Origin of the sequence: Thermoactinospora rubra (assembly GCF_002093975.1) — a bacterium.
GTDB lineage: Bacteria > Actinomycetota > Actinomycetes > Streptosporangiales > Streptosporangiaceae > Nonomuraea > Nonomuraea rubra_A.
Genome location: NZ_MSZZ01000033.1, coordinates 142,549 through 155,489, shown reverse-complemented (window position 1 = coordinate 155,489; position 12,941 = coordinate 142,549). Strand labels below are relative to the sequence as shown.

Below are 12,941 nucleotides of genomic sequence, written 5' to 3'. Positions count from 1 at the left end.
GACGACCGGATCCCTAGGCGGACGCGCCTTCCGGGACGCGGTCCACGATGTCCGTCGCCCCCTCCTCGCGGGCGCAGTGGGCGCAGCAGTACCAGTTGCGCCCCGCCTGCACGCCGTGCCCGATCACCTTGACGCCGCAGTGCTCGCAGATCGGCGCCATGGCGTGGATCGCGCACTGGAAGGAGTCGAAGGTGTGCACCGCGCCTTGGGCGTGCACCTCGAAGCTCAGGTCGTAGTCGTTGCCACAGGTTTCACAGACGGCCATCTTGTCCCTCCTCTGGCTGGAGGGGATACCCGGCCGCGTCTCCCCTTCCGGCCAACGGAGCGCCATCTTTCCGCCTGTCGTGCGTCTGGCTAGCGGGAGCGGCCGATCAGGGGGATCAGGAGGGGTACGGCCAGCAGCCCCAGGGCGGCCAGGGCCCAGGGCAGCGTGAGCCAGGCGGACAGCGCGGCGACGAGCAGGGGGCTGACGACGAAGCCGGTGTAGGAGACGGTCGAGACGGCCGAGACCAGCCTGCCCTGCGGGTCGGCCGCGGCGGCGCGGCTGAGCATGGCGGGCACCAGCGGGCCCAGCGCCAGGCCGGTGAGCGAGAAGCCCGCGAGGGACAGCCAGGACGTGGGCGCCAGGCCGGCGAGCGCGATGCCGCCCCCTCCCCCGAGCGCGGCGACCAGGTGGAGGGTGGCCGCGGTGATCCGGGGCGCCGCCTGGACGATGAGCCGTCCGGCGGTGAGGGAGAGCATGTAGGCGGCGGGAGCCGTACCGGCCAGCACGGTCCCGGCCCCGCGATGCTCCTCCAGCAGCAGCACCGACCATTGCTCGACGGCGTTCTCAATGATGAGCACGCAGGCGGCGAGGGCGCCGAGCGCCAGGCCGTCCCGCCGGCGGGCGGCTTTGCCGGGCGGCGGGGGCGGCGGCGGCTCCGCTCCCATCGGCAAGCGGGCCAGGGACAGGGCGGCGGCCAGGACGAGGACGCTGATCGCGCCCAGCACGGCCGGGATGCCCAGGCCGAGCTCCCTGACCAGGCCGGTGGCGGGGGCGGCCACGATGACCGCCACCGGGAAGGCCGCGTGGACCGGCTGGAACAGCCGGCGCCCGCTCTCCCGCTCGGCCCTGCCGGTCGCCATGTTGAGCGCCACGTCGAGCGCTCCGCTGCACGCGCCGACGAGCAGGAGGGCGAGGCCGAGCGTGAGGGGGGTCGAGGCGGGGGCGGCGGCCAGGATGCTCAGCGCGAACGCGGCCGTGGACAGGGCGAGGGCCGTGCGCTCCCGGCCGCGGGCGAGCCGCCCGGTCAGGGCCATCGCGGGGATCGCGCCGACGGGCACCGTGAACAGCGCCAGGCCGAGACCGGCGGTGGAGGTGCCGAGCTGGTCCTTGACCGCCGGCAGCAGCGCGGCCCACGAGCCCCAGAAGACGCCCCATGCGGCGCACACCACGATCAACGGCATGCGTCCGATCTTCCCTCACGCCCCCTGTGTGGTGCCGGGGCCCGGAGGCGCCGCTCGCCGTCACCGCGCCCCGCCGTACCGCCACTTCCCACCCTGCGGGGCGAGGGAGAGGGAACAGAGGCTGCGGGCCGTGCCCCTTTCCACCCCTGGGAAGGCGGCGCGGGGTCGGGGGCGCACCCCTTCCGCCCCTGGGAGGAAGGCGGGGTCAGGGGCGGGAACGGTAGTGGTAGTCGTGCGAGAACGTGAAGCCCAGCCGCGAGTAGAGCGCGATCGCGGCCTCGTTGCGCGCCTCCACCTGGAGGTACATGCGCTCGGCGCCCTGGAGGGCCGCCCAGCGGGCGCCCTGTCCCAGGATCGCGGTCGCCACACCCCGGCGGCGGTGGCCGGGCTCGGTGGCCATGCAGAAGACCCCTGCCCAGCCCGAGTCGGCCACGACCAGCCCCGTCCCGGTCCCGCCCTCGGCGGCGAGGAACGCGGCGGGAGTGGCGATGCGGGAGACGATCTCGCGGGTGCCCGCGCGGCCGTCGAGACGGGTGAAGATCTCCGCCCACGTGCCGCGGTCCGCCACCGTCTCCACGGGCAGGCGGGGAACCGCTCGCGAGATCACCTCGGCGGTGGGCGCGACCAGCACGGCCACCGGCGTGTGCGCGCGGTACCCGCGGTCCGCCAGCTCCCCGTCCAGCGCCCGCTGGTGGTTCGCGGGGGTCACCTGGACGCTCGCCTCCCGCCCGCGCTCGCGGTAGAACGCCTCGGCCTCCTCCACGGCCGCCCCGCGCAGCGGCGGCAGCGCGGAGTTGCAGCGCCGCCGGTCGGCGCCCCGCGTGTGCCGCAGGAGCCAGCCGCCGCGGGTCTCGGCCACCTCGGCGGGCCAGGCGCGGGCGGCACGCCGTTCGATCTGGAGGGGGCCGGAGGCCGCGCACAGCCGTACCAGCTCGGGCACCAGCCGGGCCAGCAGCTCCTCGTCCTGCGGCCGGGCGGGCTCGTACTCGGTGATCCCCAGGCCGACGACCTCGTGCCGCTCGGCGAGCGCCGCGACGTGGTCGAGCAGCTCCTCCGGCCGCAGCCCGCCGGGCGTGGGGAAACCCACCGAGCGGAAGCACGCCTCATCCAGCACGTCCAGGTCGACGTGGACGTACACCGCCGCGTCCGCCGGGAGGGCCGCCTCATCGCCCATGCCGGCCCGCCCGACGTACTCCGCCTCGTCCGGGTCCAGCGCCCGCACCCCGGCCAGCGCCACCTGCGACGGCTTGAGCGCCGGGGAGGGCACCAGGCCGGCCGGACCCTCCCCCAGCAGCGTGCGGAGCACCATGCCGTGGAAGGCCCCGGACGGCGAGGTGGCCGGGGTGTTGAGGTCGCCGTGGGCGTCGAACCACACCACGGCCAGCCGGTCGCCGTGCCTGCGCGCCGCCGCCGCGATCGGCTCCAGCTCCACGCCGCAGTCGCCGCCCACGGTGACGACGAGGCGTCCCCGCGCCGCCTCCAGCGCCTCGCGGGTGCGCCGGGCCGTACCGGCCAAGGTCTCCTCCACCGCCACCCGCACCCGCTCGGCGCCTGGAACCAGCGCGGCCAGCCGGGCGGCCCCGTCGGCCAGCCGGTCCCTGGTCCGAGAGGACGACCCCAGCGTCTGCCCCACCTCGACGACCGTCACGTCACGCATCGACCACGCCTCCCTCAGATGGCTCCCGGCCAGTCTCGTGTGCTCAAATGCGAAGGTCCACTTCGATTTCCTTCACTGACCGCTAAGGAAAACTGGATGTTGGATCCGGTACGGCTGCGCCTGCTGTGCGAGCTCGCGCGCCGCGGCACCATGACCGCCGCCGGGGCGGCCTGCGGCATGACCTCCTCGGCCGTGTCCCAGCAGCTCGCCACGCTGGAGCGCGAGGCGAGAGTGCGGCTGCTGGAGCGGGCCGGGCGGCGGGTGCGGCTCACCGCCGAGGGAGAGCGGCTGGTACGGCACGCGCAGGCCGTCCTCGACGCCCTGGACGCGGCCGAGGCCGACCTGCGGGCCGCCGGCACGCCGCGCGGCCCCGTGCGGGTGGCGAGCTTCGCCACGGCGATCGTGGCCCGGCTGCTGCCCGCCATCGCCGCGGCGCGCTCGCGCCACCCGGACCTGCACGTCATCGTCCACGAGCTCGAACCCGGGGAGGCGATCGAGGAGCTGCGCGACGGGCGCTGCGACGTCGCCCTCGTCTACTCCTACGACCTGCTCCCCGAGCAGCCCCCGCCCGGCGTGCTGCTGGAGCCGGCCGGCGCCGAGGCCGTGCTCGTCGCGCTGCCCGCCGCCCATCCCGCCGTCCATCCCGCCGTCCATCCCGCCGCCGGGGCGGAGGTGGACCTGCGGCTGCTGCGCGAGGAGGAGTGGATCGCCGGATCGCGCGGCTCGGCCGACCACGAGCTGGCCGAGCGGGCCTGCGCGCTGGCGGGGTTCCGGCCGCGCATCACGCACACCGCCGACGACTACGCGGTGGTGCTGCGCATGGTGGGCCACGGGCTGGGCGCCGCGCTGGTCCCCGAGCCGGCCGCGCAGTACGGCGTGCCGCCCGGCGTGCGGCTCCTGCCGATCGCCGGGACGCGCCTGAGCCGCCTGACGCACGTGGCCACCCGGCGCGGGAACGCGGCCACGCCCGCCGTCCGCGCGATCGCCGACCTCCTCGCCGCCAGGGCGCCGTCTCACAAGCTGTCTCACAAGCTGTCTCACAATGTGGAGAAATGCATTGAGCCCGGCGCGCGGGCTGACTAGGTTGCATACATTCGCCCACAAGCAGGACTCGGACCGGTAAGCCGAGAAGGGGGGCAGACCGATGAGACGGACGAGGATCGTCAAGTCCACCAAGCGGAGGCCGAGCAGGCCCGCCGACCTCGACCTGCGGTCGCCGTCCGGCCGGCGCCTGCCGTACTGAGGCTTACGCGAAACTTACGGGGATTTGTGTAAACAGACTCCTGTTACACGTGAGTCCTGTCGGGGGGTTCGAGCATGAAGAGGCTTGTGGTGGTGCCGCCACGTGTCGCTCGCCACAAGGTCCGCGACATCCGGTCGGCCGCCCGCCGTAGGCCGTCCCCGGCCGACGCCAAGGTCGTCGACCTGCGCGCCTACAGCGGGCGCAACGTCATCCGCTTCCCCGGCGGCCCCACGCCGGCGGCCTAGCGCTCAGCCCGCGTAGAGCTTGGCGTTGTAGTTCTCGGGCGAGTAGTAGCGCTCCAGCTCCTCCAGCGTCTCCCGGGTCGTCTGCACCTCCTTGACGAGGGCCGCGTGCGAGGGCAGCGCGTCCGGCAGCCAGGTCTCGGGCTGCCACAGCCGCGAGCGCAGGAACGCCTTGGCGCAGTGGAAGAAGATCTGCTCGATCTCCACCACGAGGGCCAGGCGCGGCCGGTGTCCCTTGACCACCATCTCGTCGAAGAAGGGCGCGTCGCGCAGGAGCCGGGCCCGGCCGTTGACGCGCAGCGTCTCGTTGCGCCCAGGGATGAGGTAGATCAGCCCGACGTGCGGGTTGGACAGGACGTTCCGCCAGCCGTCGGCCCGGCGGTTGCCGGGCCGGTCGGGGATCGCGATCGTGGTGTCGTCGATGACGTGGGTGAAGCCCGGCGGGTCGCCCTTGGGCGAGACGTCGCAGGTGCCGTCCGCGGCGCTGGTGGCGATCAGGCAGAACGGCGAGGCGGCCAGCCACTCCCGGTCGCGTTCGTGCAGCTTGGGCCGGTCCTTGGCGGCGGCCCGCGGCATGACCTCTCCGAGGATCTCGCGCAGTTCCTGCTCTGAGGTGACTTCCGCCCACGTCATGAGGAATCCTCTCGTCCAGGGATCTACCCCGAACTATACGGACGACCTCACCAGCGGCGGACGGCGGCCATCATCCCCAGCAGGGCGTCGCGCTCGGCCGCGAACGCCCCAGGGTCCATGCCCTCGCGGTCGGCGCGCTCGTGCAGCATGACCAGCTCGGTGGCGGCCTGCTGGTACTCCCCCATGGCCCGGCCCAGGCCGCGCGCCCCGGCCCACTTGCGGGCCGCCCGCCGGGCCGGCAGCGAGGCGAGCATGTCGAGGTCCTGGGGCGTGACGAGCCCGGTGTGCACGTACTTCGACAGGTACGGCCGGACCCGCGCGGCCAGGCTGCGCCGCTCCCGCACCGTCACGGCGATGAGCGCGACCAGCACCAGCATGATGACGAGGTAGGCCACGGCGAGGCCGGGCAGCCCGCCGAAGGTGGCCATGGCGTTCCACAGGCCGTGCAGCGTGATCGCGCCGAGGTAGCCGAGCGGGATGGCCGCGAACCGGAAGGCCCCGCGCCGGGTCGCGGCGTAGGCCACGCCGAGCCCGATCAGCGAGGTGTAGATCGGATGGCCGAGCGGTGCGATGAGGCCGCGGACGACGAACAGCCCCACCGCGCCGCCCACCCCCTCCTCGGAGTAGACCATCAGGTAGTAGCCGACGTTCTCGACCGCGGCGAAGCCCAGCGCGGACATCGAGGCGTAGATGACGCCGTCGGTCAGCCCGTGGATCTCCCTGCGCCGCCGCAGCAGCAGCGGCACCAGCACCAGGCCCTTCAGCGCCTCCTCGATGACCGGCGCGAACACCACCGCGCCGAGCTGGTCGGCGGCCCGCCGCCCGACGCCCGCGTGCAGGACGGCCGCCTCGCCCAGGCCGTGGATCACCAGGGTGAGCACGACGGCCACGCCGCCGCCCCAGGCGAAGGCGTAGGCCAGGTTGAGCCCGGGCTCGGGCTCCAGCCGGTCCAGCGCCAGCACCCCGGCCAGCAGCAGCGGCAGCGGCGCGACCGCCATGAGCAGGGACAGCCCGAAGCCGAGGACGCCGCCGCTCAGCAGGAACGCGCCCAGCGTGAGCAGGACGCACACGCTGGAGATCACCAGGGCGGCGATCAGGCCCCTGGCCGGGCGCGGGCGCAGGGCGGGCGGGCGGCGGTGTCCGACGGTGCTCAACGGCGTGCCTTTCTCGAGTGCCCTTCGAGCGCTATTGATACCCGAGGGAGGAGCCCGCCGTCATTGGCTCTCGCGGGAGAAGCCTCAGCGGCTCGCGCGGTGGAAGCGTCAGCGACTCTCGCGGTAGAAGGGGTCGGCGACCGTGCCGCCGTCCTCCCCGTAGCCGTAGACCTCCCGGCCGCCGACGAAGACCCGCAGCGCGCGGCTCATGACGTCCAGCGGATCGCCCGACCAGATCACCACGTCACCGTCCAGGCCCGGCTTCAGCGCGCCGACCCGGTGGTCCAGCCCCATGATCCGCGCCGGGTTCACCGTGATGGAGCGCAGGGCCGTCCGCCGGTCCAGGCCCTCCTTGACGGCCAGCGTCACCTGGTGGACCAGGAAGTGGATCGGCACGACCGGATGGTCCGTGGTGATCGCGATCTCGACGCCCGCGCGGGCCAGGATGCCGGGGTTGCGCAGCGACCGCTGCCGCAGCTCGACCTTGGACCGGCTGGTGAACAGCGGGCCGATGATGACGGGGACGCCGCGCTCGGCGAGCAGGTCGGCCAGCAGGTGCCCCTCGGTGCCGTGGTTGACCACCAGCCGGTAGCCGAACTCCTCGGCCAGCCGCAACGCGGTGGCGATGTCGTCGGCCCGGTGGGCGTGCTGGCACCACGGCAGCTCGCCGTCCAGCACCCTGGCCAGCACCTCCAGCGTCGAGTCCCGGTCGAACGGCTTGCCCTCCGCCTCCGCGCGCGCCCGCCTGGCCGCGTAGTCCTGCGCCGCGCGGAAGGCGTCGCGGATCACCGCGGCCACGCCCTGCCGGGTGGAGGGCAGCTTCTTCTGGTCGCCGTACACCCGCTTGGGGTTCTCCCCCAGCGCGCTCTTCACGCTCACCGGCTCGCGGACCAGCATCTCGTCCACGGTCCTGCCCCAGCACTTGACCGCCACCGTCTGCCCGCCGATGGGGTTGCCGGAGCCCGGCTTGATCACGACGGTGGTCACCCCGCCCGCCAGCGCGTCGGCGAAGCCCAGGTCGGCCGGGTTGATCGCGTCAAGGGCGCGCAGCCGGGCGCCGTTCGGGTCGGTCATCTCGTTGGTGTCCTGACCGGCCCAGCCCTCGGCCTCCTCGTGCACGCCCACGTGCCCGTGCGCCTCCACGAACCCGGGCAGCACCCACCGGCCCGCCGCGTCGACCCGCTCCACGCCGTCGGGGATCGTCACGTCCGCCCCGACCGCGGTGATCTTGCCGTCCTGGATGAGAACCGTGCCGCCGTCGATGGGGTCGCCGTCGACGGGCACCACATATCCGCCCGTTATCGCCACATTCATGAAGCGACAACCTACAGCGCTTTCCGGCCGACCCGACCGCCCCAGGCGCATCGGCCGCCTCCAGCGGGGCATCGTCGATGGCATGGATGTTCGCGACCTGTACCGCAGATGGCTCCTGGAGCTCTGGAACGGCGACGTCGGCCTCGCCGGGGAGCTCGTCACGCCCGACTTCACCGGCCACTGGCCGCGCCTGGACGTGCACGGCCCGGACGAGCTGGCCGCGATCGTACGGCAGGGCCACGCCCCCTTCACCGACGTCTCGGTCACGCTCGACGTGGGGCCGATCGTGGACGGCGACCTCGTGGCCGCCCGCTGGACCTTCAGCGGGACGCGCGATGGCCGCCGCGTCGCCTTCAGCGGGCACGACATCGTGCGCGTGTCCGACGGCAAGATCGCGGAGTACTGGGTCGTGTCCGACACCGAGGGCCTGGCCGCCCAGCTGGAACGGTGATCCCGCTCGGCGCGGCCCGGCCGCACGGCACGGCGGCCAGGCAGCGCGGCCGCATCGATCAGGCACGCCGCGACCTTGTCGAGCCGTCCGGGGCTCAACCCCCGGACGGCTCGACGTCACTTCCGGCGACCGCGCGGGCCGGCCCGGGTTTCAGCTGCAGCCGCTGGTCGAGCCGCAGCCCTCGCAGACGTAGCAGCTGCCGGCCGGGCGCATCTTCGTGCCGCACGTCATGCACAGCGGCGCGTCGGCCGTGAAGCGCTGGTGGCTCTCCAGCGTCAGCTGCTCCCTGGCCGGCTTGTCCTCCGGCTGCGGCGCCGGCGGCTTGACCTCGATGGGCGCGGACTGGGCCAGCGCGTCGCGGTCGACGGGCGGCTCCACCAGGGCCGCCGGGTCCTCGCCGCGCTGCTGGGCGGCACGCTCGGCGGCGGAGAAGATGCCGAGCGCGGCGCGCTCCTCGTACGGCAGGTGGTCCAGGGCCAGGCGGCGGAAGATGTAGTCCATCACCGAGGTCGCCATGCGCACGTCGGGGTCGTCGGTCATCCCGGCGGGCTCGAAGCGCATGTTGACGAACTTGCTCACGTACGTCTCGAGCGGCACGCCGTACTGCAGGCCGATCGAGATCGCCACCGAGAAGGCGTCCATGACCCCGGCCAGCGTGGAGCCCTGCTTGGACATCTTCAGGAAGACCTCGCCCAGCCCGTCGTCGGGGTAGCAGGAGGCCGTCATGTAGCCCTTGGCGCCGCCCACCGTGAAGCGGGTGGTGGTGCTGGGCCGCGAGTTGGGCAGGCGGCGCCGCCTCGGCCGGTTGATCTCGACGACCTTGACCTGCGGCTCGGCCTTGTCCTCTGCCTTGTCCTCGTCCTTCTTCCTGGCGTTGGACAGCGGCTGGCCGACCTTGCAGTTGTCGCGGTAGACGGCCAGCGCCTTCAGGCCCAGCCGCCAGCCCTCCATGTAGACCTGCTCGATGTCCTCGACCGTGGCCGACTCGGGCAGGTTGACGGTCTTGGAGATGGCGCCGGACAGGAACGGCTGGACCGCGGCCATCATGCGCACGTGGCCCATGGGCGCGATCGCCCGCTCGCCCATCGCGCAGTCGAACACCTCGTAGTGCTCCTTGCGCAGGCCGGGGGCGTCGACGACGTGGCCGTGCTCGGCGATGTACTCGACGATGGCCTCGATCTGCTCCTGCTGGTAGCCAAGGGTCTTCAGGGCCCGCGGGATCGTCTGGTTGACGATCTGCATGGAGCCGCCGCCGACGAGCTTCTTGAACTTCACCAGCGACAGGTCCGGCTCGATGCCGGTGGTGTCGCAGTCCATCATCAGGCCGATGGTGTTGTGGCTGACCATGCCGTTGGCCACGTAGGTGACGTTCTCAGGAACCGACAGGTCATACGTCGGCTGGACTCCGCCGTCGTCGTTGGCCTCGACCCGCTCGAAGGCGTAGGTCAGCGCGTGACCCAGCCGCTCGTCACGGGTCTCCTCGAACAAGGTCCTGGCGAGCATCCGGACGACGCCGCCGTGCTTGCGGACGGACTGCAGAACCGCCTCACGCGACGGGTGGCCGGCGGGAACCAGCGACTCCCACACCTCACGCGGCAGGACGACGTAGTCCTTCCTGGCCGAGCGCTCCGGCTCCAGCTCGGCGACGAGCCGGTTCTTGCGGTCGCCCATGAAACCGACCAGCTCGTCGAAGAGGAGCGCGTGGTCGACGTTGCGCAGCCGTACCTGGAAGATCGGCCCGCCGAAGCCGCTGACGGTCTGCCGCGTGGTGCTGACCATGCCGAGGACGAGCAGGAGCGTGCGCACCTCGCCGGCGAAGGACGCCGACGCGGTGGAGAGGCTGGGCACGCCCTCGGTGACGGTGCCGTCGGCCTCGAAGAGGCCGCGGAGGAAGGCGGTGTAGACCTGCGGGTCGTTGGACTCGAGGATCGCCGACGGCACGCGCGGCGTCCAGCCCTTGCCGACATGGTCGACACCGGGCAGGTCCTTGGCGAAGCCGGCCGCCTGCCACCAGCGCGCCAGCCGTACCGACTGGAGCGTGACCTCGTGGTAGCCCTCCTGCGCGGTCACGACGGGCTCCAGGTCGAACAGACCCTTGGCGAGGATGCGGATACGCTCGACCACGTCGAGGTCGGCGTCGGCGACGCACAGGCGGATACCCTTGGCGTGCAGGCTGCCGTCGCCCATGAAGTAGCCGACCAGCTCGGCCAGTTCGGGCGTCACCGCATCGGGGACCACGACGCCGCGGTCGCCCGCATAGTGGGCCTGGTCAAGGACGGGCAGCGGTACCCGCCGCGGCTCACCCACAAGGGTGCGCATCTGCATCGGGACCAGGTCGCCCGGCTCGATGTCGGCCAGTCGCTTCCACTCCCACGCGCCGGTCGCGGAGTCGACCACCTTGATCCGGTGGGTGAGCGTGCCCTGGACCTGGTAGCCGCCTTCCGTCCGGATCAGGCGGGTCGGTTCCTCACCGTTGACGAAGAACTTGGTCGCCCGGCGCGGGCCCTCGTCGGTGGAGACCGTCATGTCGAGGTCCTGCCAGCGGTCGCCGTACACGTCGCCGATCTCCGACAGGCGCATCAGGCCGCGGTCGGTGGTCACCAGCGTGTCGCCGGTGAGGCAGCCGGTGGGCGCCAGCAGCGAGGCCTGGGCGTTGCGGTAGCCGCTCTTCTCGCCCAGCTTGAGGCATTCCGACCACTGCTTGGACGCCTCGGTGTGGATCTTGGCGTCCATGGCGCCGACCGTGCGCAGGTTGTCGTTGGCGGCGGCGTGCTTGCGCATGACCCGCTTGTGCGCCTCGGCGTTGCGCGCATAGCCGTCGTACGGCCCGACCACGGCGGCCAGCTCGGCGCTGCGCCGGTAGGAGGTGGCGGTCATGAGGCTGGTGATCGCGGCGGCGACCGCCCGGCCGCCGTCGGAGTCGTAGGCGTGGCCGGTGGCCATGAGCAGCGCGCCGAGGTTGGCGTAGCCGATGCCGAGCTGGCGGTAGGCCCGCGTGGTCTCGCCGATCTTCTCGGTCGGGAAGTCGGCGAAGGTGATGGAGATGTCCATCGCCGTGATGATCAGCTCGGTCAGCTTGACGAAGGTGGCGACGTCGAAGGTGTTGTCGTCCTTGAGGAACTTCAGCAGGTTGATGCTGGCCAGGTTGCAGGAGGAGTTGTCGAGGTGGACGTACTCGCTGCAGGGGTTGGAGGCGGTGATCCGGCCGGTCTCGGGGCAGGTGTGCCAGTCGTTGATCGTGTCGTCGTACTGCACGCCCGGGTCGGCGCACTCCCACGCGGCCTGGGCCATCTTCCTGAACAGGTCACGGGCGTCGACGGTCTCGATGACCTCGCCGGACAGGCGGGCGCGCAGCCCGAACTTCTCGCCCTTCTCCACCGCGCGCATGAACTCGTCCGACACGCGCACGGAGTTGTTGGCGTTCTGGTACTGCACGCTGACGATGTCCTTGCCGCCCAGGTCCATGTCGAACCCGGCGTCGCGCAGCGCGCGGATCTTGTCCTCCTCGCGCGCCTTGGTCTCGATGAACTCCTCGATGTCGGGGTGGTCGACGTCGAGCACGACCATCTTGGCCGCGCGGCGGGTGGCGCCGCCGGACTTGATCGTGCCGGCCGAGGCGTCGGCGCCGCGCATGAACGACACCGGGCCGCTGGCCGTGCCGCCGCTGGACAGCAGCTCCTTGGAGGAGCGGATCCGCGACAGGTTGACGCCCGAGCCGGACCCGCCCTTGAAGATCACGCCCTCTTCCTTGTACCAGTCGAGGATCGACTCCATGGTGTCGTCGACCGACAGGATGAAGCAGGCGCTGACCTGCTGCGGCGACTTGGTGCCGACGTTGAACCAGACCGGCGAGTTGAAGGCGAAGATCTGGTGGGTCAGCGCGTACTTCAGCTCGTGGTCGAAGATCTCGGCGTCCTCGGGGGTGGCGAAGTAGCCGTGCTCCAGGCCGGTCTTGGTGTACATGCCGACCACGCGGTCCACGAGCTGCTTCAGCGACCACTCACGCTGCGGCGTGCCGACGGCGCCGCGGAAGTATTTGGTTGTGACGATGTTGGTGGCGTTGACCGACCAGAAATCGGGGAACTCGACACCACGCTGCTCGAAGTTGATCGAGCCGTCGCGCCAGTTCGTCATGACGACGTCGCGGCGCTCCCAGGTGATCTCGTCATACGGGTGCACGCCGGGCCGGGTGAAGATGCGCTTCATCTTCAGCCCCTTGCGCTTGCGCGACACTGAACCGCTGACCGTCTCCGTCATCGCTCCCCCTTTTCCGCCTTCAACTGTTGGATCTCGGCCTCGAAGTCCGCCAGGCTCTCGAAGCCGCGGTATACCGATGCGAACCGCAGGTAGGCCACCTCGTCCAGGTCGCGCAGAGGCCCCAGGATCGCCAGGCCCACCTCGTTGGAGGGGATCTCGGCGACGCCCTTGGCCCTGATGGCCTCCTCGACCCGCTGCCCCAGCTGGGCCAGCGAGTCTTCGCTCACCGGCCTGCCCTGGCAGGCCCTGCGCACACCCGCGACCACCTTGTCCCGGGAGAACGGCTCGGTCACCCCGCTGCGCTTGCTCACCATGAGCAGGACCGTCTCCTGCGTGGTGAACCGGCGCCCGCAGTCGGGACACGTCCGCCGGCGCCTGATCGCCGCCCCGTCGTCGGTGGACCGGCTGTCGATGACTCTCGTGTCGGGATGGCGACAGAACGGACAGTGCACCATGGCCTCCCAACACGAGTCAAAGGCTCGTCCCCGTACGCTCACGCCGACGCCACGGCCCGCCACGGCGCGGTCACGAAACACAAGTTGTG

The 12,941-nt window shown here is 72.1% G+C and carries 11 protein-coding genes; 3 read left to right on the top strand and 8 right to left on the bottom strand.

Going from position 1 to position 12,941, the window contains the following annotated elements:
* Positions 1-13 precede the first annotated feature (13 nt).
* The 3 genes from BSB02_RS27150 to BSB02_RS27140 form a co-directional block, all read right to left on the bottom strand.
* A complete protein-coding gene (locus BSB02_RS27150) occupies positions 14-265 on the bottom strand; it encodes a hypothetical protein (RefSeq protein ID WP_084963269.1) in 252 nt (83 codons plus the stop codon).
* Between the two features lie 89 nt (positions 266-354).
* Positions 355-1,446, bottom strand: a complete 1,092-nt coding sequence (locus BSB02_RS27145) for an MFS transporter (protein ID WP_084963268.1) — start codon at positions 1,444-1,446, stop codon at positions 355-357.
* 205 nt (positions 1,447-1,651) lie between these two features.
* Positions 1,652-3,103 (bottom strand): GNAT family N-acetyltransferase, encoded by a 1,452-nt coding sequence (locus tag BSB02_RS27140; RefSeq protein WP_084963266.1) that lies wholly within the window; start codon positions 3,101-3,103, stop codon positions 1,652-1,654.
* Positions 3,104-3,199: 96 nt separating this feature from the next.
* Here BSB02_RS27140 and BSB02_RS27135 point away from each other — a divergent pair, with 96 nt between their 5' ends.
* Positions 3,200-4,186 carry a LysR family transcriptional regulator gene (locus BSB02_RS27135; RefSeq protein ID WP_084963264.1) on the top strand — a complete coding sequence of 329 codons (987 nt, stop codon included), beginning with the start codon at positions 3,200-3,202 and terminating at the stop codon, positions 4,184-4,186.
* Positions 4,187-4,420: 234 nt separating this feature from the next.
* On the top strand, positions 4,421-4,591 hold the full coding sequence (locus BSB02_RS41130; protein ID WP_169729441.1) for a hypothetical protein: 171 nt from the start codon (positions 4,421-4,423) through the stop codon (positions 4,589-4,591).
* 3 nt (positions 4,592-4,594) lie between these two features.
* Here the strand turns inward: BSB02_RS41130 and BSB02_RS27130 are convergent, their stop codons facing one another.
* The 3 genes from BSB02_RS27130 to BSB02_RS27120 form a co-directional block, all read right to left on the bottom strand.
* Positions 4,595-5,221 carry a pyridoxamine 5'-phosphate oxidase family protein gene (locus BSB02_RS27130; RefSeq protein ID WP_084963262.1) on the bottom strand — a complete coding sequence of 209 codons (627 nt, stop codon included), beginning with the start codon at positions 5,219-5,221 and terminating at the stop codon, positions 4,595-4,597.
* A 47-nt stretch (positions 5,222-5,268) separates the two neighbouring features.
* On the bottom strand, positions 5,269-6,375 hold the full coding sequence (locus BSB02_RS27125; protein WP_084963260.1) for a PrsW family intramembrane metalloprotease: 1,107 nt from the start codon (positions 6,373-6,375) through the stop codon (positions 5,269-5,271).
* A 108-nt stretch (positions 6,376-6,483) separates the two neighbouring features.
* Positions 6,484-7,689 (bottom strand): amidohydrolase, encoded by a 1,206-nt coding sequence (locus tag BSB02_RS27120; protein ID WP_084963258.1) that lies wholly within the window; start codon positions 7,687-7,689, stop codon positions 6,484-6,486.
* Positions 7,690-7,771: 82 nt separating this feature from the next.
* Here BSB02_RS27120 and BSB02_RS27115 point away from each other — a divergent pair, with 82 nt between their 5' ends.
* The gene (locus BSB02_RS27115) at positions 7,772-8,140 is read left to right on the top strand and encodes an ester cyclase (RefSeq protein ID WP_084963256.1); all 369 of its coding nucleotides are present in this window, start codon (positions 7,772-7,774) and stop codon (positions 8,138-8,140) included.
* Positions 8,141-8,290: 150 nt separating this feature from the next.
* Here BSB02_RS27115 and BSB02_RS27110 read toward each other — a convergent pair whose 3' ends face one another.
* Together BSB02_RS27110 and nrdR are read right to left on the bottom strand one after the other, a co-directional pair.
* Positions 8,291-12,397 (bottom strand): vitamin B12-dependent ribonucleotide reductase, encoded by a 4,107-nt coding sequence (locus tag BSB02_RS27110; protein ID WP_084963254.1) that lies wholly within the window; start codon positions 12,395-12,397, stop codon positions 8,291-8,293.
* Complete coding sequence (gene nrdR, locus BSB02_RS27105; protein ID WP_084963375.1) at positions 12,394-12,849, bottom strand: transcriptional regulator NrdR; 456 nt, start codon at positions 12,847-12,849, stop codon at positions 12,394-12,396. Before nrdR ends, BSB02_RS27110 begins: the two co-directional genes overlap by 4 nt.
* Positions 12,850-12,941: the final 92 nt, after the last annotated feature.

Bases quoted from the DNA above. Each gene is read 5' to 3' on its own strand.
- BSB02_RS27150 (WP_084963269.1), bottom strand. From the start codon at position 265: ATGGCCGTCTGTGAAACCTGTGGCAACGACTACGACCTGAGCTTCGAG.
- BSB02_RS27145 (WP_084963268.1), bottom strand. From the start codon at position 1,446: ATGCCGTTGATCGTGGTGTGCGCCGCATGGGGCGTCTTCTGGGGCTCG.
- BSB02_RS27140 (WP_084963266.1), bottom strand. From the start codon at position 3,103: ATGCGTGACGTGACGGTCGTCGAGGTGGGGCAGACGCTGGGGTCGTCC.
- BSB02_RS27135 (WP_084963264.1), top strand. From the start codon at position 3,200: ATGTTGGATCCGGTACGGCTGCGCCTGCTGTGCGAGCTCGCGCGCCGC.
- BSB02_RS41130 (WP_169729441.1), top strand. From the start codon at position 4,421: ATGAAGAGGCTTGTGGTGGTGCCGCCACGTGTCGCTCGCCACAAGGTC.
- BSB02_RS27130 (WP_084963262.1), bottom strand. From the start codon at position 5,221: ATGACGTGGGCGGAAGTCACCTCAGAGCAGGAACTGCGCGAGATCCTC.
- BSB02_RS27120 (WP_084963258.1), bottom strand. From the start codon at position 7,689: ATGAATGTGGCGATAACGGGCGGATATGTGGTGCCCGTCGACGGCGAC.
- BSB02_RS27115 (WP_084963256.1), top strand. From the start codon at position 7,772: ATGGATGTTCGCGACCTGTACCGCAGATGGCTCCTGGAGCTCTGGAAC.
- BSB02_RS27110 (WP_084963254.1), bottom strand. From the start codon at position 12,397: ATGACGGAGACGGTCAGCGGTTCAGTGTCGCGCAAGCGCAAGGGGCTG.